The sequence below is a fragment of the Streptomyces sp. NPDC046303 genome, from assembly GCF_055588085.1.
In genome coordinates this window covers 1-25,156 of record NZ_JBVJFA010000058.1, presented here as the reverse complement: position 1 = coordinate 25,156, position 25,156 = coordinate 1, and the positions used below count along the sequence as shown (strand labels likewise).

Here is a 25,156-nt window from a genome sequence, read left to right as displayed (position 1 = left end):
AGGACATCATCGTCAGCGTCTTCCAGGACCTGACGCGGCCCGTCGACGAGCTGATCGCATGGGCCAGGGAGCAGCCGCCCACCCTGGAGACCAAGAGGGAGGTGCTGCGCCGCTACAGCGAGTGCATGGGCGCGGGAGCCTCACTGTTCCGCTTCATGCAGGAGAACCAGGCCACCATGCGCGAGCTGACCATCGGCGAGACCATGAAGGACTGGATGTCCCGGCTGGTGGAACTGCTGCGCACGCAGGACGGCCCGCTGACCGACCAAGTGCGCTGCGTCAGCGCCCTGTTCGCCCTCCAGGCCGGGATGATGTACCTCCAGCACGTGGACGGGGACCCGGAGGAGACCCGGCTGGCCGCGCTGGAGAGCGCGACCGACCTCATCACGCAGGCCCACCGCTAGGCGGTGAAGCCGAGGTCCGCCCCGCCCCCGCCGGGCGGGCCGGACCGTCGTCACCACAAAGGGCGCAGCGGGGGCAGGTCGCCGTCGGCCATGGCCCTGATGAGGGCGGCGAGTTCGGCGCGCGGGACGCGGCGGTTCTGGGCGCCGAGGCGCGCGTCGAGTTCGCTCTCCATGTCGAACATGACGCGCCCGGCGACCGCGAGGTGCTCCAGCGCCCGGTCGGTCAGGACGACGAGTTTGCGCCGCCCGCCCGCCGGGTGGGGGCGCCGCTCCACGTAGCCGCGGGCGGAGAGGTCGTCGACGATCTGGCCGGCCGCCTGCTTGGTGACGCCGAGCTGCTCCGCGAGCTCGCTGCTGGTGGCGCCCTCGCCGTAGAGGGCCTGGAACACCAGTCCGTGGACCGGTCTCAGATCGTCGTACCCGGCCGCGTCGAGGCGGGATACGAATTCGGACAGGACGAGCTGGAAGGACATGCCGAGCAGATAGGTCAGCTCGGCCCTGGCCAGCGGGTCTCCCACCTGGCGTGCTTCCGCTCCGGTGCTTCCGGTCTCTGCTGTGGACTCCATCTGGACATGCTGCCACACCTTGGAAAGACGCTTTACTCCCACGACGCCACCCGCCTCCAGTGAGACTCGAGCGGTTCTCGGTTACCAGGGGGAACAGTCTCGGCGCGGCCCTCTTTGCCGTTTGACACCCACGACTAAAGCAGCTTTACTCGTGGAGGCAAGCGAAGTAAAGCTTCTTTACACAGGAGGTCGCAATGAACGTGGTCAGCGAGAGCGAGCAGCGGACTACCCGTACCCCGTCGGGTGCGATGTTCGGCCTCGCCGCCCCCAGCCAGGGCAGCACCGAGGTCAGCACCTGGCGCGTGGAGCTCGGCGCGGACTCCGCGACCCCGGTCCACATCATCGACCGCGAGCAGGTGTGGATGCCCCTGTCCGGCGCCTTCAAGGTGACCGTCGACGGCGAGGACGCGGAGGTCAAGGCCGGCCAGGCTCTGACGATCCCCGGCGGCGCCGTGCGTCAGCTCACCGCGGTCGGCGACACCCAGGCGCTCGTCGCCATGGTCGTCGGCGGCAAGGCCAGCATGCCGGGCAACGAGGACAAGAAGATTCCGCTCCCCTGGGCCGAGTAGCAGTTTCCGGCGGCCCGGCGAGCTGAACCGCACCGCGGTCCGCGCTGCCTTCCCGGCAGCGCGGACCGCGGCAGCGGCCATCAGAGGAAAAACTCAACGAAGGACGGGCAATTGAATCCCGAAGTCAGCAGCGGGCGCCGCCGGGCGATCCTGGCTCTGCTCGCATCGACGGTTCTGGTCGTGGTCATGGACCTCACGATCATCAACGTCGCGCTCAACCCCATCCAGCAGAGCCTTGACGCGACCAACGGCGAGCTCCAGTGGGCGCTCGACTCGTACCTGATCACCTTCGCGGCGTTCCTCTTCACCGGAGGCGTCTGCGCCGACCGGTTCGGCCGCAAGAAGACGCTGATCACCGGCCTCGTCCTGTTCGGTGTCAGCTCGGTGCTCGGCGCCTTCGCCACCGACATCGTCGAGCTCATCATCTGGCGCGCCGTCATGGGCGTGGGCGCGGCCGTGGTTCCCACGGTCACCCTCGCCATCCTCATGAACGTCTTCCCGCCGGCCGAGCGTCCCAAGGCCATCGCGGGCTGGGCCGCGGCCGCCGGTGTGGCCATGGCGGTCGGGCCGGTGCTCGGCGGCGTACTGCTCGAGGCGTTCTGGTGGGGCTCCATCTTCCTCATCAACGCCCCGCTCATCGCCATCGCGGTCGGCCTGATGATCGCGCTGGTCCCCGAGTCGAAGAACCCGGTCCGCACCGCGTTCGACCCGATCGGCGTCCTGCTGTCGATCGTCTCCGTCGGCCTGCTGGTCTACGGCATCGTCCTCGCGGGCGAGGACGGCTGGACGAGCACCGGCGCGCTCGGCGCCATCGCCGGCGGTCTGGTCCTGCTCGTCGCGCTGGTCCTCTTCGAGAAGAAGGTGGCCGCTCCCTCGCTCGACGTCAGCCTCCTGAAGAACGCGCGCTTCTCGGCCGGCACCGGCGCCATCGCCCTGTGCTTCTTCGCGCTGATCAGCTCGATCTTCATCTCGCAGTTCTACTTCCAGGCCGTCCTCGGCTTCTCGCCGCTGGAATCGGGCCTGCTGGTCCTGCCCATGGGCATCGCCTCCATGGTCGTCTCGGCCCGCTGCCCCAAGCTCGTCATGAAGTTCGGCCCCCGCACCGTGGTCGCCGCGGGTTCCGCGGCCATCGCCCTGTCCGCCGTGGGCGCCGCCTTCTTCGACGCCGGTACGCCGACCTGGCTGCTGATCGTCGCGCAGCTGGTCCTGGGCGTCGGCTGGGGCTCCATCATGGCTCCCGCCACCGCCTCGCTGATGTCCGTCGTGCCTCCGGTCAAGGCGGGCGCGGGCCAGGCGGTCTCGCAGACCGCCCGCCAGGTGGCCGGCGCCCTCGGCATCGCGATCATCGGAAGCCTGCTGAGCTCCGGCTACCGGTCCTCGATCGGTGACGCGGTGAACGTGCTGCCGGAGGCCCTGCGCGAGGAGGCCGCCGGATCCATCGGCGGCACCGTGCGCGCCGTCCAGGCCGCCAAGCTCGGCGACCAGGCCCCGGCGCTGCTGGCCAAGGCCTCCGACGCCTACGTCAGCGGCATGCAGTCCACCTTGTTCGTCGTCGCCGGTGTCGCCCTCGCCTCGGTCCTCGTGGCCCTGCGCTGGCTCCCCAAGACCCCGCCGGCCCCGCCCGGACCCCCGCCGGGCGCGGCCGCCCCGGGTGCCACGGCCCCCGGCGCCACGGCGCCGGGTGCCACGGCACCGGGTACCCCCGCGGCCCCGCCCGCCCCGGCGAAGGACGAGCCGAGCCTCCGTCCCTGACCCGGCGCGCGCCGCGCCGCCCTTCAGTGCCCGCCCGCCCCTTCGGGGTCGGCGGGCACTGTCGTCCCCCCACACACCGCGCCTTCCCCACCGAGCCGCGGCGGCTGCCCTTCCCCCCACTCCGGCCGCCGCCAAACGGAACACAACTTCCTTTATTGCAGGGCCTGTTGACGCATGCCGGACATGCCAGGACAAGCCGTCCCGCCCCGCGCGGGAGGTCGAAGACCGATCCATCAGCGCTCAAGTGTTTCCACGTTATGTACAAACGGAGGGGGTTCTCATGCAGATGGGCAAGGGTTCCGGGCACATCGACGCGTCCCGTATGGACACCGTCGAGGCCGTATCGCAGTGGTTGCGGAGCGAGATCGCCGTACGGTCGGGGCGCGCACCCGAAGAGATCCGCGACGACGACCTGTTCTCGACGATGGGCATCGACTCGATGCGCGCCGTCGCCCTCATGGGCGACCTGTCGGAGCGGACCGGCACCCGGCTCTCCCCGGCGCTCATGTGGTCCCACCCCAGCATCGCGGCGCTCGCCGCCCGCGTCGTCGCGGGCGAGCCCGACGCGCCCGCCGAGCTCCCGGACACCTTCCGGGCCGCGTCCCGCGACCGCGAGCCGATCGCCATCACCGGCATGGCCTGCCGCCTCCCGCAGGCCGAGAGCCTCGAGGAGTTCTGGGAGCTGCTGCGCTCGGGCACCGACGCGGTGGGCGAGGTTCCCGCCGACCGCTGGGACGCCGCCGCCTACCTGGACGCCAACCCCGCCGCCGCCGGCAAGATGGTGACCTCCCAGGCCGGTTTCCTGCGCGGCCCGGTGGACACCTTCGACCCGCTGTTCTTCGGCATATCCCCGCGCGAGGCGCAGGAGATGGACCCGCAGCAGCGGCTCTTCCTCGAGGTCGCCTGGGAGGCGCTGGAGGACGCGGGCCTCTCCGACGGCCGGCTGTCCGGCACCGCGACCGGCGTCTTCGCCGGAGCCATCTGGCACGACTACGCCGACCTCGGCGCGGCCGATCCGGCCGGCGCCTCCCTGCACTCGGCCACCGGCCGGGCGCTGAACATGGTCGCCAACCGGCTCAGCTACGTGCTCGGGCTCACCGGCCCCAGCGTCGTCCTGGACTCCGCGTGCTCCTCGTCCCTGCTCGCGGTCCACCTGGCCTGCCAGAGCATCTGGTCCGGCGAGTCCGAGACCGCCGTCGCGGGCGGGGTGAACCTGCTGCTGAGCCCGGAGACGATGGTCGCGCTCAGCAAGTTCGGCGGCCTCTCCCAGGACGGCCGCTGCAAGGCCTTCGACGCCCGCGGCGACGGCTTCGGCCGCGGCGAGGGCGCCGGGGCCGTCGTCCTCAAGCCGCTGTCCAAGGCGCTGGCCGACGGCGACGACATCTGGTGCACGATCCGCGGTACGGCCACCAACAACGACGGCCTGAGCAACGGACTCACCGCCCCCAACCCCCTGGCCCAAGAGGCCGTGCTGCGCGCCGCCTGCCGCCAGGCCGGCATCTCCCCCGCCGAGGTCCAGTACGTCGAGACCCACGGCACGGGCACCGCGCTCGGCGACCCGGTCGAGGCCACCGCGCTCGGCGCGGTCTACGGCCGCGGCCGCGACCGGGACGCACCGCTGCGCATCGGGTCGGTCAAGAGCAACATCGGTCACCTCGAGGCCGCCGCCGGCATCGCCGGAGTGGTCAAGACGGCCCTCGCGCTGCGCCACCGCCGCATCCCGCCGAGCATCCACTTCCAGACGCCCAACCCGCACATCCCCTTCGACGAGCTGCGCCTGCGCGTCGCCGCGGCCGAGGAGCCGTGGCCCGAAACGGGACAGGGACCGGCCCGCGCCGGGGTGAGCGCCTTCGGCTGGGGCGGCACCAACGTGCACGTCGTCCTCGAGGCCCACGCCGCGCCCGCGCCGCTGACCCTGCACGAGAGACCCGGCACCGGCGCCGAAGCCGTTCCCGCCGGCCGCCGCCCACAGGTGGCCTTCGTATGCTCCCCGTACGGTCAGCAGTGGATCGGGATGGCCCGCACCATGCTCCGTACCGAACCGGTCTTCCGCTCCGTACTCGAGGAGTGCGACCGCGAACTCGCCCGGTACACCGGGTGGTCGCTGCTCGACGAACTGCACGCCGACGAGGCCACGGCCCGCAGCGGCGACGTCGGTGTGATGCAGCCCGTGCTCTTCGCCATCCAGGTCGGCATCGCCGCCTGGCTCGAGGCCGCCGGAGTCCGCCCGGACGCCGTCGTCGGCCACAGCCTGGGAGAGGTCGCCGCCGCCGTCATCGCCGGCATCCTCGACCTGCCGGACGCGGTGCGCCTCATCCACCACTACAGCGACCAGCAGCGCCGCGTCGCCGGCTCCGGCAGCGGCATGGCCGTCGTCGAACTCTCCGCCACCGACATCCAGCAGCGCATCGACGACCGGATCGGCGGCCGGGAGATCTCCGTCGCCACCCAGAACGGCCCGCGCACCACCGGTCTCGCCGGGCCGCGCGCCGCGCTGGAGGCCCTGGTCGCCGACCTGAAGGCCGAGGGCGTGCTGTGCGGCATGATCCGCGTCGACCTGCCCGCCCACAGCGCCGGCATCGACCCCATCACCGCCGACCTCGAAGCGGCCATCGGCACGCTCACCCCGCGGCCCGGCCGCATCCCGATGATCTCCTCGGTGACGGGCGAACCGCTCGACTGGCGGGAGGCGGACGCCTCGTACTTCGTCCGCAACCTGCGCCGGCCCGTGCTGCTGGCCCCGGCCACCGCCCACCTGCTGACCCACGGCACCGGCGTCCTGGTCGAGATCAGCGCCAACCCGGTGCTCGCCCCCGCGCTGCGCCAGTCCGCCGAGGAGTACGGCGGGACCGCCGCCGTACTGGGCACCATGCGCCGCGAGGGCGCCGACGACCGCGCCGGGCTGGTGGAGACGCTCACCGCCCTCGCCGGACTCGGCTTCGACGTACGGCTCCCGGACGAGCGCCCGCCCACCGCCGAGCTGTTCACCCTCTCCGCCCGCACCCCGCAGGCGCTGCGGGACCTCTCCCGCTCCGTGGCCGCCGCCGTGGCGGACGGCACCTCGCAGCTGCCGGCCCTGGCCCGCGCCGGCCTGGAACGGGCCCACCACCCCTACCGCCTCTCCCTCGTCGCCCGGGACACCGCCGAGCTCGCCGAGGCGCTGGCCGCCCACGCCGACGGCGAGCGGCCGCCGCAGCTGTACGAGGGCGCGAAGCCGGCCGAGTCACGGCCCCGGATCGCGTTCGTCTTCCCCGGACAGGGCTCCCAGTGGATCGGCATGGGCCGCGAACTGCTGCGCACGCAGCCCGCGTTCGCCGCGTCCATCCGTACCACCGACGCCGCCGCCCGGGCCTGGATCGACTGGTCGATCGAGGCCGAGCTGTGCGCCGGCGAGGAGAGCTCGCAGCTGACCCGCATCGACGTCGTCCAGCCCGTGCTGTTCGCCGTCGAGGTCGCGCTCGCCGCGCTGTGGCGCTCCTGGGGCATCGAGCCCGACGCCGTCATCGGGCACAGCATGGGCGAGGTCGCCGCCGCCCACGTCAGCGACGCGCTGGGCATCGAGGACGCCACCCGGATCATCTGCCGCCGCAGCCTGCTGCTGCGCCGCGCGGCCGGCCAGGGCGCCATGCTCGCCAGCGAGCTGACGATGGCCCAGGCCCGCGAGCTCCTCGCCGGCCAGGAGCACCTGGTGTCGGTCGGCGTGAACAACAGCCCCCGCTCCACCGTGCTGTCCGGTGACCGCGACGCGCTCGCCGCGATCGCGGCCCGGCTGGAGGCCGACCAGGTCTTCTGCCGCTGGGTCAAGGTGGACGTGGCCTCCCACAGCCCGCAGATGGACCCGCTGCGCGAGGACCTGCTGTCCGCGCTGGACGGCATCGCCCCGCGGGCCGGAACCGTCCCCGTCTACTCGACGGTGACCGGCTCGGTGGCCTCCGGCACCGAGATGGACATCCGCTACTGGGCCGACAACCTGCGCGAGCCGGTGCTCTTCGCCGACCAGGTGGCCCGCCTCGTCGAGGACGACGTGAGCGTCTTCATCGAGATGAGCCCGCACCCGATCCTGCTGCCCGCCGTGGAACAGGTCGCAGCCGAGAGCGGTACGGCGGTGGCCGCGCTGCCCTCGCTGCGCCGCCGCGAGGAGGAACGCGACACGCTGCTCGGCTCGCTGGGCCGGCTGTACGTCCTGGGCGCACCGGCCCGCGTGGACCGCGCGCTGACCCCGGCGCCCGCCGGGGCGAAGCTGCCCCACTACCCGTGGCAGCGCGAGCGGTTCTGGATCGACGCCCCCGGCCCGGGCGCCGGCTCCGCGGGCGCTGCCGCGCGCGGCCGGGCACTGCGCGGCGGCCTGCTCGGCGAGCGGCTCGACTCCCCCGTCACTCCGGGAACCCACTACTGGCAGATGGACCTCGACGCGTCGGCCGCCGCCGCATCGGACCACCGCATCGGCGGGGCCGCGGTCCTGCCGGGCGCCGCGTTCGCCGAGATGGCCCTCGCGATGTGCGCGCAGGTCCGGCCCGGTGAACAGCCGGTACTGGAGGAGTTCGCCTTCCGGGAGCCGCTGATCCTGCCCGCGCAGGGCGTGCGCCGGGTGCAGGCCGTACTGGAGGGCTCGGACGACTCGCACGGCTCCGACGGCTCCGACCGCTCCGACCGCTCCGACCGCTCCGACGGCGCACGGGCGCACATCCGCTTCTTCGTCCGCGAGGAGGACGGCCCGCTGTGCGTGGCCGAGACCCGGGTGCTGTTCGGCGCCGCGCAGGATCCGGGCGAGCCCTGCGACCCCGCCGCGCTGGCCGGGCCGCTGACCGAGACCCTTGAGGGACCGGCCTACTACCGGGCGCTCGCCGCCTGCGGCCTGGGCTACGGGCCCGCGTTCCAGGGCATCACCGGCATCTCGCGCGGCGAAGGCGCCGCCCTGGCCCGGATCGCGCCCGACCCGGCCGCCCTGCCCGCCGACCCCGGCTACCGGGTGCACCCCTCGCTGCTCGACTCCGCCCTGCAGTCCGCCGTGGCCCCGCTGCTGGGCGCCGCGTGGGGCGAGGGCGTCACCCAGTGCTTCGTCAGCGAGTCCATCGGCCGGCTGCGGGTGTACGGAGCCCTCGTGGGCGAGCTGTGGGCGTACGCGCAGTGCGAGCAGGCCGGCGACGACCGGCACTGGCAGGCCCGCGTACGGATCCTGTCCGCCGACGGCGCCCTGCTGGCCGAGGCGGAGGGGCTGCGCGTGGTCCGGCTGGACTCCGTACCCGTCCTGGCCGCGGACCAAGGCGGCGACACCGAGAGCGGACCGGCGCAGGGGGCGGCCGCCGCCGGACTGGCCGAACTGCCCGTGGCGGAGCGGCGGGCCGCGTTCGAGACCGCCGTCCGGGAGATCACCGCGCAGGTGGTCAAGCTTCCCGCCCGCCGCATCGACCCCGACACCCCGCTGCGCTCGCTCGGCATCGACTCGCTGATGTCACTGGAGCTGCGCAACCGCCTGGAGGCGGCCTTCGGCGTGGAGCTGTCGGCCACGCTCATCTGGAACTACCCGACCGTACGGGACATCGCGCCGTTCCTGGCCGGCAAGGCGGGCATCGCGCTCGACGGCGACGAGGCCCTCGAGGAGAGCCCCGCGGCCGAAGCCCCCGTCGTGCCCGCGGCGGCGGACGGCGCAGCAGACCCGGAGAGCCTCGAGGCCCTCCTCGCACGTGAACTCGCGGAACTGAGCGAGCGGATGGAGACCTTCTAGCTCGGCTCGTCCCCCTCCCGGAAGGGAGGGGGACCCCACCCACGGGTGGGGGTTCCCTGCGTCAGCACGCCTTTCTCCCCCGCAGGCGGGAGGTACCGCCACCCCTGGCCGATGCCGAGGGTTTCCAAGTAAAGGGACTGAGATGAGCAGCACCGCCGCCGGGGCCGCCCCGGCCGAAGACCGCTCCGGGGACGCCCTCGTCAAGGCACTGTCCGCCGTCCGCATGCTGCGGGGCCGGCTGGACGCTCTGGAGCAGAAGCGCCACGAGCCCATCGCCATCGTCGGCATGGGCTGCCGGCTGCCGGGCGGGGTCGCCTCCCCCGACGACTTCTGGCAGTTGATCAGTTCCGGCACCGATGCGATCACCGGTGTGCCCGGCGACCGCTGGGACGCCGACGCCTACTACGACCCCGACCCCAATGCCCCGGGCCGCACGACCATGCGGTTCGGCGGGTTCATCGACGGGGTGGACCGCTTCGACCCGTACTTCTTCGGCATCTCGCCGCGCGAGGCCGCGCGCATGGACCCCCAGCAGCGGCACTTCCTGGAGGTGGCGTGGGAGGCCCTGGAGGACGCGGGCCTGCCGCGGGAGAAGCTCCAGGGCAGCGCGACGGGCGTGTTCGTCGGCGCGAACGCCACCGACTACCTGCAGATGCAGCTGGAGGACCCGGCCGGCCTCGACACGTACACCGTCGTCGGCGGCACCAACTGCATCATCTCCAACCGGCTCTCCTACCAGCTCGACCTGCGCGGCCCGAGCATGACCGTCGACACGGCCTGCTCGTCCTCGCTGGTGGCCGTGCACCTGGCCTGCCAGTCCCTGCGCACCCAGGAGTGCTCCACCGCGGTCGCCGCCGGGATGAACCTGATCCTGTCGCCGACGATGACGGTGGCCCACTCCAAGGGCCTGCCGCTCGCCCCCGACGGCCGCTGCAAGACCTTCGACGCCAGGGCGGACGGCTACACCCGCGGCGAGGGCGTGGGCGTGCTCGTCCTGAAGCGGCTGTCCGACGCGGTCGCGGACGGCGACCGGATCTGGGCCGTCATCCGCGGCTCCGCCGTCAACCAGGACGGCCTGACCAACGGCCTGACCGCGCCCAGCGGCCTGTCCCAGCGCGACGTCATCAAGGCGGCGCTGCGCTCCGCCCGCCTCGAACCCCACCAGGTCACCCTGCTGGAGGCGCACGGCACGGGCACCAGCCTCGGCGACCCGATCGAGGTCGAGGCGCTGCAGGAGGTGTACGGGACCGCGGACGCGGGCGGCGGGAGCTGCGCGCTCGGGTCGGTGAAGACCAACATCGGACACCTGGAGGCGGGCGCCGGCCTGGCCGGCCTGATCAAGGTGGCGCTGAGCATCCACCACCGGGCCATCGCACCCCACCTCCACCTGGAGGAGGTCAACCCGCACATCTCGCTCGGCGGCGGACGGCTGCGCATCCCGACGGAGGCGGCGAGCTGGGACGAGCCCGCCGAACGGCGGCACGGCGCCGTCAGTTCCTTCGGCGCGGGCGGCACCAACGCCCACGTCGTGCTGGGCCCGGCCCCGCAGGACGAGGACGCGGAACCGCACGACGCCCCGGCGCCGGCCCCGCGGGCGGCGCAGGACGAGGCGGCCCCGCGGGCGGCGCAGGCCGCGGACGGCCCCTGGCTGCTGCCGGTCTACGCGGGCACCGCCGAGGCGCTGGTCCCGATGGCCCGTGCCTGGCGCGACCACCTGCAGGCCAAGGAGACGCGCCAGGAGCCGTTCTCCGCGCTGGTGCACGGAGCCACCACCCGGCGCACCCGCCACCCGCACCGGCTCGCGGTCGTCGCGAGCACGCACGCCGAGGCCGCCGAGCGGCTGGACATGTGGCTGGCCGACAGGTCCCCGGCCTCCGTGGTCACCGGCCGCACCGGCGGCGACATCAGCGACAAGGTCGTCTTCGTCTTTCCCGGCCAGGGCGCCCAGCGGGCCGGGATGGGCCGCGAACTGATGCGCCTGTGCCCGGTGTTCAGGGCCGCGGTGACCGAGTGCGACGAGGCCTTCAAGCGCTGGACCGACGGCGGGTTCTCCGTCATCGACACGATCATGGGTCTGGAGGACGGGGCTCCGCTGGAGCGGATCGACGTCATCCAGCCGGCCCTGTTCGCCGTCGCCGTCGGACTCGCCGCCCGCGCCCGGGCCTTCGGCATCGAGCCCGACGCGGTGGTCGGCCACAGCATGGGCGAGGTCGCCGCCGCGTACGTGGCCGGCGTACTGAGCCTGGACGACGCGGCCCGGATCATCTGCCGCCGCAGCTTCCTGCTGCGCCGCATCAGCGGGCAGGGCGCGATGCTGGTGGTGGGCCTGCCCTTCGACCAGGCCACCGAGTTCGTCGCGGACCACAGCGACCGGGTCTCGGTCGCGGTCAGCAACAGCCCCACCTCCACGGTGCTCTCCGGCGACCCGGAGGTGCTGGCGGAGCTCGCCGCCACCCTCGGGGCGCGCAACGTCTTCTGCCGCCACGTCAAGGTGGACGTGGCCTCGCACAGCCCGCAGGTCGACGCGCTGCGCGAGGACCTGCTGGCCGAGCTGGAGGGCATCGCGCCCCGCGCGGGCACGGTGCCGGTCCTGTCGACCGTCACCGGCGAACTGTGCGACGGCTCCGGCTTCGACGCCGAGTACTGGGCCGGGAACCTGCGCGAGCCGGTGCTGTTCTGGGACGCCGTGGGGCAGCTGATCGACGGCGACCACGGGGTGTTCGTCGAGATGAGCCCGCACCCGACGCTGCTGTCCGCCGTCGAGCAGGCCTTCGAGCACTCCGGCCGCGAGGGGCTGGCCCTGCCGTCCATGCGGCGCGACGAGCCGGAGTCCCACGGCCTGCTGGAGATCCTGGCCGCCCTGCACACGCACGGTCTGCCCGCCCGGCTGACCGAGCTGCTCCCGCCGGCGCCCGCGCGTCCCGTCCCGCTGCCCGCGTACGCGTGGCAGCACGAGAGCTTCTGGTTCCGCTCCTCGGGTGCGGCCGGGCCGGTGCCGGCCGACGCCCGCGCCGCCGGTGCGGTGCTGCCCGAGCCGCCGGACGCCGGGGAAGGACGCGGGCAGCTCGCCGCCCTGGTGGCGGCCGTGGCCGCGGCCGAGCCCGGCGAGGCCCGCGCCGAGCTGGTCCGCGCCCAGGTCGCCGCGGCGGTGGCCGGGACCCTGGAACTGAGCCCCGACCGGGTCGACCGGACGGCCGGCTTCTTCCAGATGGGCATGGACTCCACGCTCGCCCGCGATGCCCGCATCCGGCTGGAGACCCTGCTCGGCCGCCGCCTCCCGGCGACCGTGATGTTCGAGCACCCGTCGGTGGAGGCGCTGTCCGCGCATCTGCTGACGCTGGCGGAGCGGGCGGCGGCCGAGGCCGGCCCGCAGGCCTCCGCGGCCCCGTCATCGGGCGCACCCGCCGCCGCCCCCACCCCCACGTCCACGCCCCCCGCCCCACCCGCCGTGATCCCCCCACCGCAGGCGCCTTCGGACCTTTCCGGGTCCGAGGACGACACATCCCTCGATGACCTTTCCGAAGCCGAACTCCTCGCCGTGCTGGCCGCGGAGTCCGGTTCCCCGACGCCCGCAGCCGGAGGAGCCCGATGACCGACAGAGACCACGAGCGGCAGAACGTACTCGCCCAGAGCGTGCGGGAGATCCGCCGCCTGCGCACCGAGCTCGACGCCGCCGAACGCGCCCGCACCGAGCCGATCGCCATCGTCGGCCTCGCCTGCCGCATGCCCGGCGGCGCCGAGACCCCCGAGGAGTTCTGGGAGTTCCTGAGCTCGGGCCGCGACGGCATCCGCGAAGTGCCCGAGGACCGCTGGGACACCGCCCGGCACGGCAGCCGCCTCGGCGGCTTCCTCGACCGGGTCGACGGGTTCGACGCCCCGTTCTTCGGGATCTCGCCGCGCGAGGCCGCCACCCTCGACCCGCAGCAGCGCCTGCTGCTGGAGGTGGGCTGGGAGGCGCTGGAGCACGCGGGCATCTCCCCGGCCGGCCTGACCGGCACGGACACCGGGGTGTACTTCGGCGTCACCACGTACGACTACGTGCAGCGCCAGATGCAGCAGATCGACCCGGCCGAGCTGGAGGCGTACAGCCTCACCAGCAACGCCTCCACCTTCGCCGCCGGCCGGTTCTCGTACTGGCTGGGCCTGCAGGGCCCGAGCCTCTCCGTCGACACCGCGTGCTCGTCCTCGCTGGTCGGCGTGCACCTGGCGTGTCAGAGCCTGCGCGCCGGGGAGACCGGCATGGCGCTGGCGGGCGGGGTCAACGTCCTGCTGTCGCCGGAGTGGTTCACCATCGCCGACAAGGCGAACATGCTGGCGCCGGACGGCCACTGCAAGACCTTCGACGCGCGGGCCGACGGGTACGTGCGCAGCGAGGGCTGCGGGGTCGTCGTCCTCAAGCGGCTCTCCGACGCGCAGGCCGCCGGCGACCGCGTCCTCGGCGTCATCCGCGGCTCCGCCGTCAACCAGGACGGCCGCAGCGCCGGGATCACCGTCCCGAACGCCGCCGCGCAGCAGGACGTCATCCGCGCCGCACTGGCCTCGGCCCGCGTCGAACCGTCGGAGATCGGCTACGTGGAGGCACACGGCACCGGCACTCCGCTGGGCGACCCGCTGGAACTGCGCGCCCTGGACGCCGTACTGGGCGGCCGGGCGCCGGGCGAGGAGCTGGTCGTCGGCTCGGTCAAGAGCACCATCGGGCACCTGGAGCCCGCCGCCGGCATCGCCGGTCTGATCAAGGTCGTGCTGTCGCTGCAGCACGAGGAGATCCCGGCGCAGCTGAACCTCTCGGAGGTGAACCCGGAGATCGGCATCGAGGACCTCTCGGTCACCTTCCCGCGGACCGCCGTGGCCTGGCCGCGCGGCGACAAGCCCCGCCTGGCGGGCGTCAGTTCCTTCGGCGCGAGCGGTACCAACGCCCACGTCGTCGTCGAGGAGGCGCCGGCCGTCCCGGCCGCCGCCGAGGAGGCCGCGGGCGAGCGCACCGCGCAGCTGCTGGCGCTGTCCGCCAAGTCCCCGGCCGCCCTCGCCGACCTGGCCGCACGCCACGCCGCGTACCTGGACGGCCCGGACGCCGCCCCGCTCGCCGACGTCTGCCACACCGCCGCCACCGGCCGCGCCCCCCTGTCCCACCGGCTGACCGCGGTCGCCGGCTCCGCCGGGGAGATGCGGGAGAAGCTGGCCGCGTACGCGCCCGGCGCGATCCTGCCGGCGGGCGTCCGCACGGGCCACGTGCCCGGCGGCGCGCAGCCGAAGGTGGCCTTCCTCTTCACCGGCCAGGGCGCGCAGTACCCGGACATGGGCGCGGGCCTCTACGCGAGCGAGCCGGTCTTCCGGGCCGCGATCGACCGCTGCGACGCCATCGTCTCGGAACTGACGGACCGCTCGCTGCTGTCCGTACTGCACCCGGCGCCCGCCGACGCCGCGCTGGTGGACGAGACCCGCTGGACGCAGCCGGCCCTGTTCGCCGTCGAGTACGCGCTCGCGGAGCTGTGGCGCTCCTGGGGCATCACGCCGGGCGCCGTGCTCGGCCACAGCATCGGCGAGATCGTCGCGGCCTGCGTGGCGGGGGTGCTGTCCCTGGAGGACGCGCTGACCCTCGCGGTGCGCCGCGGCAGCATGATGCAGGAGCTGTCGGTGGAGGGCGCCATGGCGGCGGTCTTCACCACCGAGGAGCAGCTCGCCGGGGCGCTGGCGCCGTACGAGGGCGAGCTGTCGGTGGCCGCGGTCAACGGCCCCGAGTCGCTGGTCGTCTCCGGCGGCGCGAAGGCGCTGGACCTGCTGCTGGCCGAGCTGGCCGGGGCGGGCGTCAAGTCCAAGCGGCTCACGGTCACCCGCGGCTTCCACTCGCCGCTGATGGACCCGGTGCTGGACGAGTTCGAGACCGCGGCGGCCGCCCTGACGTACGCGGCGCCCCGCATCCCGGTCGTCTCCAACGTCACCGGTGAGCCGCTGACCGGCCCGCAGGCCTTCACGGCGGGCTACCTGCGCGAGCACATCCGCCGCCCCGTGGACTTCCTGCGCGGCATGACCGCCCTGCACGGGCTGGGCTTCCGCGTGTTCGTGGAGACCGGCCCGCAGCCGGCGCTGTCCGGCATGGCCAAGCGGTTCCTGCCCGGCGGGGGCGACGGCGACCAGGCTCCGGTCTTCCTGCCGTCGCTGCGCAAGGGCCACGACGACGGCCGGGTGGTGCTGGACAGCCTGGGCGCGCTGTACGCGCTGGGGGCGCCGGTGGACTGGGCCGCGTACGACGCGGGCCGGGACCGGCGGCGCGCCGCGCTGCCGACGTACCCTTTCCAGCGCACCCGTCACTGGTTCACGCCGAGCGACCGCCCGGCGCCGGCCGCACCCGCCGCGGGCGAGGCCGCCTCGCCGCGTCTGCTGGGCGAGCGGGTGCCCTCGCCGCTGGACTCGACCCAGTACGCGGCGGTGCTCGACACCACCGGCCACCCCTGTCTGGGCGACTGCGTGATGGACGGGCTGCCCGTCGTCAACATCGGCGTCTACCTGGAGTCGGCCCTTCAGGCCGCCCGGGCCGACGGCGGCGGCGCGGGCGCGCTGATCGAGGAGTGCCTGGTCCTGCAGAGCATGATCCTCGACGAGGACCAGCGGGCCCGGGTGCAGCTCGTCCTGGACCCGGCGCCCGGCGGCCGCACCGCATACCGCTACTACTCCGCCCGGCGGGACGGCTCCGGCTGGCTGCTGCACTCGCAGGGCAAGCTGGCCGAACTCCCCGCGGGCGCACCGGCCGCGGCCGACCTGGACGCCCTGCGCGCCCCGCTCGCCGAGGAGACCACCGGCGAGGAGTTCTACCGCCGGATGTGGCGCCGCAAGCTGTACCTCGGCCCCACCGCCCAGTGGATCGAGCACGTGTGGGCCGGCGAGGGCGAGGCCGTCGCGAAGATGCGCGCGCCGCGCCCGGGCGAGGCCGACGGCTACCGGCTGCACCCCGGCCAGACCGACGCGCTGTTCCAGTCCCTGTTCGCCTGCCTGCCCGAGGGCACCCCGGCGGACGCCACGTTCATGCTGGTGGGCATCGACCGGTTCGCCTTCCACGGGTTCTCCGGGGCGCAGGGCGAGACGTACTGCCGGGTGCGGCTGCTGCCGTCGCCCGACCCGCAGGGGATGCTGCTCGCCGAGGCCGCGCTGTACGACGACCGGGGCCGCACGGTGGTCGAGGCCACCGGGGTGTGCCTGCGCCGTGCCGAGAAGGACCAGCTGCTGCGCACCGGGGACGCCGCCCCGGCGGCCCGGGCACTGCCGGCCGCGGCCCCGCTCGCCGCGGCCGCCGCCCCGCAGTCGCTGGACGCCGCGGGCGTACGGGAGCTGCTGGCCGCGACGGTCGCCCGCGCGCTGGGCACCTCCCCGGACGCGGTGGACCGCGACGAGCCGCTGCAGAACCTCGGCCTGGACTCGCTGATGGCCCTGGAGGTCAAGGAGGCGCTGTCCGCCGCGCTCGGGGTCTCGCTGCCGCTGGTGGCCTTCCTGGAGGGCCGCAGCGTCAGCACGCTCGGCGACCAGGTCCTGGAAACCCTCGGCACGCCCGAGGAGTCCCCGGCCGGTGCGGGCGCCCAGGACGCCGCGGCGCAGCCCGCCACGGGCGGCGGGCGGCTGCCGGAGCTGGTCCGCGACGAGGCGGCCCGCTACGAGCCGTTCCCGCTGACCGACCTCCAGCAGGCCTACCTGGTGGGCCGCTCCAGCGCCTTCGAACTCGGCAACGTCTCCACGTACTTCTTCATCGAGGTCGACCTCGACGGGGTGGACGTGGAGCGGCTGCAGGACGCGCTGCGCCTGATGATCGACCGGCACGACATGCTGCGCGCGGTGATGACCGAGGACGGCTACCAGAAGGTGCTGCCCGAGGTCGCCCCGTACGAGATCCGTACGACGGACCTGCGCGGCTGCCCGGAGGAGGAGCGCGGGGCGCGCCTGGCCGAACTCCACGACGAGGTCGCCGGACAGGTCTTCGACACGGCGGTGTGGCCGCTGTTCGACATCCGCGCCACCCGGGTCACCGAGGGGCGCACCCGCCTGCACATCGGACTCGACGCGCTGATCATCGACGCGTGGAGCACCTCGATGCTGTTCCGCGAGTGGGCCGCCGCCTACCGCGGCGAGGCCGGCGCGCTGCCCGAGGTGCCGCTCACCTACCGGGACTACGTGGTGACGGCCAAGGCGGTCGAGGAGACCGACCTGCACGCCGCCTCGCTCGCCTACTGGCGCGAGCGGCTCGACACCCTGCCGCCGGCCCCCGAACTGCCGCTGGCCGCGGATCCGGGCTCGCTGGAGGCGCCGGCGTTCACCCACCGCTCCAGCCGCATCGAGGCCGAGGACTGGTCCCGGTTCAAGGCGTACGCCTCGGCGGCCGGGGTCACCCCGTCGGCCGCGCTGTGCACGGCGTACTCCCAGGTGCTGGCCTCCTGGAGCAAGTCCAGCCGCTTCACGCTGAACGTGCTCTTCTTCAACCGGCTGCCGCTGCACGAGCAGGTCGGCAGCGTGCTCGGCAACTTCAGCGCCACCACCCTCCTGGAGATCGACTCCACCGCCTCGGTCGCCTTCGGCGAGCGGGCCGGGCGCATCCAGCGGCAGCTGTGGAACGACCTCGAGCACAGCCACGTCAGCGGTGTCGCGGTGCTGCGCGAGCTCAACCGGGCCCGCGGGGGCAACGCCCGCGCCAACATGCCGGTCGTCTTCGCCAGCACCGTCAACTTCGCGGCCAAGGAGGACTCCGCGGCCTCGATGGGCCTGGCCCAGCACCTCACCGCCATCGGCGAGGGCGGCGAGGAGGTCTCCAGCTCGATCCGCACCCCGCAGGTGTGGCTCGACCACCAGGTGGTCGAGGACGCCGGGGCGCTGATCGTGAACTGGGACGTCATCGAGGAGCTCTTCCCCGCCGGGATGATCGACGCGATGTTCGAGGCGTACCTCGACGTGCTGCGCGGCCTGTGCGTCGAGGAGGACGCCTGGCGCCGCCCGGCGCCCGCCCTGGCCCCGGCCGCCGAGCTCGCCGTGCGCCGCTCGGCCAACGCGACGGCCGGGCCGCTGCCCGCGGGGCTGCTGCACGAGCCGTTCGCCGCGCAGGCCGCCGCGCACCCCGAGCGGGTCGCGGTGATCGCCCCCGGCCGCGAGCTGACGTACGGGGAACTGGACGAGCACACCGACCGGCTGGGCCGCTGGCTCCTGGAGCAGGGCGCCGGCCGCGGCAGCTTCGTCGGCATCGTGATGGAGAAGGGCTGGGAGCAGGTCGCCGCCACCCTCGGCGTGCTGAAGGCGGGCGCCGCCTACGTGCCCATCGACGCCGGGGTGCCCGCCGAGCGGCTGCGGCTGCTGTGCGAGAAGTCCGGCATCCGGCTGGTCCTGACGCAGAGCCGCGTCGAGGCCGACGTCCGGTGGCCGGAGGGGACCGTACGGCTGTGCGTGGACGGCCCCGAGGCGCTGGCCGTGCCCGCCGGCGCCCTGCCCGCCTCGCCCGCCCGCCCGGACGACCTCGCGTACGTCATCTTCACCTCCGGCTCCACGGGTACCCCCAAGGGCGTGATGATCGAGCACACGGGCGCCCTGAACACGTGCCTCGACATCAACGAGCGGTTCGGCATCACCGCCGAGGACCGGGTCCTGGCCCTGTCCGCGCTCAACTTCGACCTGTCGGTGTACGACGTGTTCGGCATCCTCGGCGCCGGCGGCGCGATCGTGCTGCCGGCTCCGGACGCCCACCGCGAGCCCGGCCGCTGGGCCGAGCTGGTCACCGAGCACGGGGTCACCGTGTGGAACAGCGTGCCGACGCTGATGGAGATGTTCACCGAGCACGCGCTGGCCGCCGGGATGACCGGGAGCCTGCCGCTGCGCACGGTGATGATGAGCGGCGACTGGATCCCGCTGACGCTTCCGGAGCGCATCGCCGCGCTGGTGCCCGAGGCGGCCGTGTGGAGCCTGGGCGGGGCGACCGAGGCGTCGATCTGGTCGATCGCGCACCGGGTGACGGGCGAGGCCGACCCGTCGCTGACCTCGGTCCCGTACGGCAAGCCGCTGCTGAACCAGCAGTTCCACGTGCTGAACGAGGCCATGCAGCCCAGCCCGGTGTGGGTGCCCGGCCAGCTGTACATCTCCGGCGCGGGCCTGGCCCGCGGCTACCTCGGCGACGAGGCCAAGACGCGGGCGGCGTTCCTGCGCCACCCGGCCACCGGAGAGCGGCTGTACCGCACCGGCGACCTGGGCCGGTACCTGCCGGACGGGAACATCGAGTTCCTGGGCCGGGAGGACTTCCAGGTCAAGATCCAGGGCTACCGGATCGAGCTCGGCGAGATCGAGGCCGCGCTGCTGGCCTGCGACGGGGTGCGGGCCGCGGTCGCCTCGGCGGTCGGCGAACGGCAGGGCGCCAAGCGGCTGGTGGCGTACGTCGTCCTCGACGAGGACCGCACCTGCGAGGTGACGCCCGAGCTGCTCGCGAAGACGATCGGCGCGGCCCTGCCCTCGTACATGGTCCCGCAGTACATCCTGATCCTCGACGAGCTGCCGCTGACCGCCAACGGCAAGGTCGACCGCTCCTCGCTGCCGGTGCCCGGCGCCGAGGCCGCCGACGGTGACGCGGCGCAGGCCCCCCGGGACCTGACGGAAAGCGAACTGGCCGCGGTCTGGGCGGAGTTCTTCCCCGAGACCGGCTTCGGCGTGCACACCGACTTCTTCGCCCTGGGCGGGAACTCGCTGCTCGCCGTCCGGCTGATGGCCGAGATCCGGGCCCGGCTCGGCTGTTCGCTGCCGCTGTCCACGCTGTTCGCCCGGCCGACGATCGCCCTGCTCGCCGCGGCGATCCGGGAGGCCGGCGGGTCGGTGCGGCGCACGGCGCTGGTGCCCGTCCGCACCGGCGGCACGCAGACCCCGCTGTTCTTCGTCCACCCGGTCGGCGGAGACGTGCTCTGCTACGGCGAACTGGCCGGCCTGCTCGGTGAGGACCAGCCGTTCTACGCGCTGCAGGTGCCGGACGACGAGGTCCTTCAAACCGTGCCCGAGCTCGCGGCGCACTACGCCGCCGCCGTCACCGCCGCGGTGCCCGAGGGCCCGTACCGGCTCGGCGGCTGGTCCATGGGCGGGGTCATCGCCCTGGAGATGGCCCAGCAGCTGACCGCGGCGGGGCACGAGGTCGAGCACCTCGCGGTGATCGACCTGCTCGAGCCCCCGGGCCCGGCCCCGGAGCGCGCGGAGATCGACGACGCCGTGCTGCTGTCGTGGTTCGGCCGGGACCTGGCCGGCCTGGCCGGGACCTCGTGGGAGCCGGACCCGGAGCTGTTCCGTGCGGCGGACTGCCCCGAGACGGCCTTCGAGATCCTGTACACCGCGGCGGCCGAACGGGGCGTGCTCCCCGCGGGCGTCGGCCTCGAGGTGTTCAGCGAGATCCACACCCGCTTCGCCCGCAACTTCCGGGCCCTCCTGTCCTACGCGCCGCAGCCGTACGCGGGTCCGACCGCGTTCCTGCGCGCCGAGGACGGCTCCACGGACGAGGCGGTCGCCGCCTGGTCCGAGCTGTTCCCCTCCGGTTTCCACTACGTCGCGCTGCCGGGCGACCACTACACGGTCATGCAGTCGCCGCGCCTGCGGCAGCTGGCCGACCAGCTCTCCCTCTGGCTCGCCGGCACGGCGGCCCGACCCCTCGAAGGAATACAGTCATGACGCTGAAGTTCGGTGCTTTCATCCCTCCCTTCCACTCCCTGGGCGAGGACCCCACCACCGCCTTCTGGCGGGACCTGGACCTCATCCACTGGCTCGACGAACTCGGCCTGGACGAGGCCTGGGTCGGCGAGCACCACTCGGGCGGCTGGTCCACGGTCAGCTCCCCCGAGGTCTTCCTCGCCGCCGCGGCCGAGCGCACCCGCCGCATCAAGCTCGGCACCGGCGTGGTGAGCCTGCCGTACCACCACCCGCTGACCGCCGCCAACCGCATCGTGCAGCTCGACCACCAGAGCGGCGGGCGCGCCATGTTCGGCATGGGCGCCGGGGTCTCGCCCGCCGACGCCCACATGATGGGCATCTCCGCCGGCGACCAGCGCCGCATGATGGCCGAGTCGCTGGAGGCGCTGGTGCGCCTGTTCAAGGGCGACGAACCGGTCACCATGAAGACCGACTGGTTCGAGCTGCGCGACGCGATGCTGCACCTGCGCCCGTACACCAAGCCGCGCTTCGACATGGCCGTCGCCAGCGCCGGCACCGAGCGCGGCATGCGCCTGGCGGGCCAGTACGGCCTGGAGGCGCTGACCTTCGCGGGCCGCCCGGGCATGTCCGAGCCGCCGCTGGCCCAGCTGTGGGCCGCCGGCGAGGAGGAGGCCGCCAAGTACGGCCAGACCGTGGACCGCTCCAAGTGGCGGGTGGCGATCTGCGTGCACATCGCGGAGACCCGCGAGGAGGCCCTCGACCAGGTCCGCGCCGGGATGAGCCACTGGTTCCGCGAGTACGTGCGCGACACCGTCGGCGCCTCCGCGAAGCTGCCCGAGGGCCGCGAGGCCGAGGTGGCCGTCGAAACCCACACGGCGATCATCGGCTCCGTCGAGGACGCCATCGAGGGCATCGAGCGCATGCAGCGCGAGAGCGGCGGCTTCGGCACCCTGCTGGTCAACACCCAGGACTGGGCCACCCGCGAGCAGACCAAGCGCAGCTACGAGCTGCTCGCCCGCTACGTGGCCCCGCACTTCACCGGCGCCCTCGACAGCCGCCGCGCGTCCCAGAAGTGGGTCTCGGAGAACAAGAGCGGCTTCGCCGCACAGGCCCGGGAGGCCGCGGCCCAGGCCTCGGCCCCCCGCTGAACCCCACCACGGACGGAGTGCTCATGCCGACGCAACTGCAAGAGAAGTGGCCCGCGGTGGACGGGGCGACTTTCAAGGAAGCCATGTCCCTGCTGGCGGCGCCGCTGACCGTGGTCACCACGCGTGACGCCCAGGGCCGGCCCTGGGGGTTCACCGCCAGCGCGGTGACCTCGGTGTCGCTGGAGCCGCCCCTCGTGCTGGTCGGTATCGCGCACACCTCCAGCTGCCACGCGGCGCTGACGCAGGTCCCCGAGTTCGTGATCAACGTGCTCGGGGACGAGCACCGCGAGCTCGCGGGCCGCTTCGCGACCAGCGGCGTCGACCGGTTCGCCGGTGCGCCGCTGGAGGAGTGGCCGGACAGCCCCGGCCTCCCGCACGTCCCCGACGCGCTGGCCCTGCGCTGCGCACTCGCGGACCGCATCACCCTGGGCGACCACGACCTGCTGGTCGGCCGGGTCCTGGAGGTGCGCCTGGCGGGCTCGGACCGCCCGCTGCTCTGGTACCAGCGGGCCTTCAGGACCGCCACCTGACCCCGTGCCCGCCCGGCGTGATCCGCCGGCCGGGCACGGACAAACGTGGAGCCGGGCCGGGCGACCCCCGACCCGGCTCCACTGCGTTGCGGTCTTGCTCCGGCTGCGATCCGGCGCCTATCCGATACCGAGGAAGGCACTCCAGCCACGCCCCCGCCGCCGCGGCTCAGTCCGTGGCCTTCGGGTGGCCGGTGCCGGCGTAGGTGATCCAGGCGGTTCGGTTGGCATCGTCGAGCAGGTACCAGACGCGTCCGCCGTCGGCGGCCTCGGTGTGGGCGAAACGCAGGTCGTACTCGTCGCCGGTCGGGGGCGGCGCCGCCCGGTCGCCGCGCTTCGGGCTCACTCCGCCGGCTCCGGCATGGGGACCGGCCCGTGGTCGCCGTCGGGCTCGCGGGTGAGGATGGCGTACAGGGCCGGGTCCGCGTAGACCTCGGCGCTGTGACGCCACTGGGTGAGCAGGAGGGCGATCGGCGCGAGGTTGTCCAGGGCCACCGCGCCGAGCGCCGCGTCCACCAGCTCGGAGAGCAGGGTGTCGACGTCCTCGGCGGGCAGGAACGTGCTCCAGGGCAGGGCCTCGGGCAGGGCCTGGCGCAGGGCGGCGATGTTCTCGGTCCGCACCAGCCCGGCCAGCAGGCGTGACGTGAAGTCGACGACGGAGGCGTCCCGCTCCATCTGGTCGATGCGCATCAGGGCGAGATCCCCCGCACGCCCGGGCCGGACAGACACCCCTCCGGGCTCAGAGCGGCAGGTTGCCGTGTTTGCGGCTTGGCTGCGTCGCGTTCTTGGTGGCCAGCATGGTGAGGGTGGCGATCAGGCGGGAGCGGGTTTCGGCCGGGTCGATGACGTCGTCCACCAGGCCGCGTTCGGCCGCGTAGTACGGGTGCATCAGCTCCGACTGGTACTCCTTGATCCGCTGGGCCCGGGTCGCCTCGGGGTCCTCGGAGGCGGCGATCTCCCGGCGGAAGATCACGTTCGCCGCGCCCTCCGCGCCCATGACCGCGATCTCGTTCGACGGCCAGGCCAGGGCCACGTCCGCGCCGATCGAGCTGGAGTCCATCACGATGTACGCGCCGCCGTACGCCTTGCGCAGGACCAGGCTGATCCGCGGCACCGTGGCGTTGCAGTACGCGTACAGGAGCTTCGCGCCGTGCCGGATGATGCCCTGGTGCTCCTGGTCCACGCCCGGCAGGAAGCCCGGCACGTCGATCAGGGTGACCAGCGGGATGGAGAACGCGTCGCAGAACTGCACGAACCGCGCCGCCTTCTCCGAGGCCCCGATGTCCAGCACACCGGCCAGGTACGACGGCTGGTTCGCCACCACGCCCACCAGCCGGCCGCCGAGGCGGGCCAGCGCGCAGACCATGTTCCGGGCCCACTGGCCGTGGACCTCGAAGTAGTCGCCGTGGTCGACGATCTCCTCGATGACCTCGCGGATGTCGTAGCCCTGGGTCGGGCGGGCCGGGACGAGGTCCAGCAGCTTGTCGTTGCGGCGGTCCGCCGGATCCTCCAGGTCGCCGGCGGGGGCCAGTTCACGGTTGTTGGACGGCAGCAGGGACAGCAGGTGCCGGACGTCCTCCAGGCATTCGCGCTCGTCGTCGTAGACGAACGAGGCGACGCCGGACACCGCCGCGTGGCTGTCCGCGCCGCCCAGGTGCTCCATGGTCACGGCCTCACCGGTGACGGCCTGGACCACGTCCGGCCCGGTGATGAACATCTGCGAGGTGCCGCGCACCATGAACACGAAGTCCGTGAGCGCCGGGGAGTACGCGGCGCCGCCGGCGCACGGGCCCAGGATCACCGAGATCTGCGGGATCACCCCGGAGTTGCGGACGTTGCGCTTGAAGATGCCGCCGTACCCGGCGAGGGCCGTCACGCCTTCCTGGATGCGGGCGCCGGCGCCGTCGCACAGGCCCACGATGGGGGCGCCGGCGGCCTCCGCGAGGTCCATCAGCTTGTGGATCTTCGCCGCGTGGGCCTCGCCGAGCGCGCCGCCGAAGATGCGGAAGTCGTGCGCGTAGGTGAACACGGTGCGGCCGTGGACGGTGCCCCAGCCGGTCACCACACCGTCGGTGTAGGGCTTCTTGTCCTCCAGGCCGAAGCCCGTCGCACGGTGTCTGCGCAGGCCTTCGACCTCGCAGAAGGAGCCCTCGTCGAAGAGGATCCCGATGCGTTCGCGAGCGGTCAGTTTGCCCTTGGCGTGCTGCGCGGCCGTCGCCCGCTCGCCCGGTCCGGCCACGGCCTGGGCCCGTATCGCCGCGAGCTCCGTGGCGCGCTCCCGCAGACTCTCCAACTGACTCTCCTCGCCGTTGCTCAGGTGGCCGTTCCCCACGTCCCCACGTCCCAACGTCCCAGCATCCGGCCGGGCTCTGGAGCCCGGCTGGATCGCGTGGGTGTCCGCCGTGGTGCCGGACCGTCAGTAGCGGTAGTGGTCGGGCTTGTACGGGCCCTCGACCTTGACGCCGATGTACTCGGCCTGCTCCGGACGCAGGGTGGTGAGCTTGACGCCCAGCGCGTCCAGGTGCAGACGGGCGACCTTCTCGTCGAGGTGCTTGGGCAGCACGTAGACGTCGGTCGGGTACTCCGCCGGCTTGGTGAACAGCTCGATCTGGGCCAGCGTCTGGTCCGCGAAGGAGTTCGACATCACGAACGACGGGTGACCGGTCGCGTTGCCCAGGTTCAGCAGACGGCCCTCCGACAGCACGATCAGGACCTTGCCGTCGGGGAACGTCCACGTGTGGACCTGCGGCTTGACCTCGTCCTTGACGATGCCCTCGATCTTCGCCAGACCGGCCATGTCGATCTCGTTGTCGAAGTGGCCGATG

Annotated in this window: 13 protein-coding genes; 8 read left to right on the top strand and 5 right to left on the bottom strand. The window is 73.5% G+C overall.

Annotation, left to right across the window (positions count from 1 at the left end):
- Positions 1-404: TetR family transcriptional regulator (locus ACZ6I1_RS33425; protein ID WP_469292749.1), on the top strand; the 404-nt coding region annotated here is incomplete at its 5' end.
- A gap of 50 nt (positions 405-454) precedes the next feature.
- Here ACZ6I1_RS33425 and ACZ6I1_RS33420 read toward each other — a convergent pair.
- On the bottom strand, positions 455-970 hold the full coding sequence (locus ACZ6I1_RS33420) for a MarR family winged helix-turn-helix transcriptional regulator (protein ID WP_469292747.1): 516 nt from the start codon (positions 968-970) through the stop codon (positions 455-457).
- Between the two features lie 194 nt (positions 971-1,164).
- Between ACZ6I1_RS33420 and ACZ6I1_RS33415 the strand changes: the two genes are divergently transcribed.
- From ACZ6I1_RS33415 to ACZ6I1_RS33385, 7 genes are all read left to right on the top strand, one after another.
- Positions 1,165-1,539, top strand: coding sequence for a cupin domain-containing protein (locus tag ACZ6I1_RS33415; protein ID WP_469292745.1), 375 nt, complete (start codon positions 1,165-1,167; stop codon positions 1,537-1,539).
- Positions 1,540-1,650: 111 nt separating this feature from the next.
- A complete protein-coding gene (locus ACZ6I1_RS33410) occupies positions 1,651-3,291 on the top strand; it encodes an MFS transporter (RefSeq protein ID WP_469292743.1) in 1,641 nt (546 codons plus the stop codon).
- Positions 3,292-3,571: 280 nt separating this feature from the next.
- Positions 3,572-9,016, top strand: coding sequence for an acyltransferase domain-containing protein (locus tag ACZ6I1_RS33405; protein WP_469292741.1), 5,445 nt, complete (start codon positions 3,572-3,574; stop codon positions 9,014-9,016).
- Positions 9,017-9,158: 142 nt separating this feature from the next.
- The gene (locus ACZ6I1_RS33400; protein ID WP_469292739.1) at positions 9,159-12,608 is read left to right on the top strand and encodes a type I polyketide synthase; all 3,450 of its coding nucleotides are present in this window, start codon (positions 9,159-9,161) and stop codon (positions 12,606-12,608) included.
- Complete coding sequence (locus ACZ6I1_RS33395) at positions 12,605-20,677, top strand: hybrid non-ribosomal peptide synthetase/type I polyketide synthase (protein ID WP_469292738.1); 8,073 nt, start codon at positions 12,605-12,607, stop codon at positions 20,675-20,677. Before ACZ6I1_RS33400 ends, ACZ6I1_RS33395 begins: the two co-directional genes overlap by 4 nt.
- The gene (locus ACZ6I1_RS33390) at positions 20,674-21,804 is read left to right on the top strand and encodes an LLM class flavin-dependent oxidoreductase (protein WP_469292736.1); all 1,131 of its coding nucleotides are present in this window, start codon (positions 20,674-20,676) and stop codon (positions 21,802-21,804) included. Before ACZ6I1_RS33395 ends, ACZ6I1_RS33390 begins: the two co-directional genes overlap by 4 nt.
- Positions 21,805-21,827: 23 nt before the next feature.
- The gene (locus ACZ6I1_RS33385) at positions 21,828-22,334 is read left to right on the top strand and encodes a flavin reductase family protein (protein ID WP_469292734.1); all 507 of its coding nucleotides are present in this window, start codon (positions 21,828-21,830) and stop codon (positions 22,332-22,334) included.
- 166 nt (positions 22,335-22,500) lie between these two features.
- On the opposite strand, the gene ACZ6I1_RS33380 is transcribed toward ACZ6I1_RS33385, so the two are convergent.
- The 4 genes from ACZ6I1_RS33380 to ACZ6I1_RS33365 form a co-directional block, all read right to left on the bottom strand.
- A complete protein-coding gene (locus ACZ6I1_RS33380) occupies positions 22,501-22,677 on the bottom strand; it encodes a hypothetical protein (RefSeq protein WP_469292732.1) in 177 nt (58 codons plus the stop codon).
- Positions 22,674-23,021: a hypothetical protein gene (locus ACZ6I1_RS33375; RefSeq protein ID WP_469292730.1), complete on the bottom strand. Its 348-nt coding sequence runs from the start codon at positions 23,019-23,021 to the stop codon at positions 22,674-22,676. The genes ACZ6I1_RS33380 and ACZ6I1_RS33375 overlap by 4 nt, the downstream gene beginning before the upstream one ends.
- Positions 23,022-23,070: 49 nt before the next feature.
- The gene (locus tag ACZ6I1_RS33370; protein ID WP_469292728.1) at positions 23,071-24,624 is read right to left on the bottom strand and encodes an acyl-CoA carboxylase subunit beta; all 1,554 of its coding nucleotides are present in this window, start codon (positions 24,622-24,624) and stop codon (positions 23,071-23,073) included.
- A gap of 123 nt (positions 24,625-24,747) precedes the next feature.
- On the bottom strand, positions 24,748-25,156 hold a 409-nt coding region (locus ACZ6I1_RS33365), incomplete at its 5' end, for an adenosylhomocysteinase (protein ID WP_469292726.1).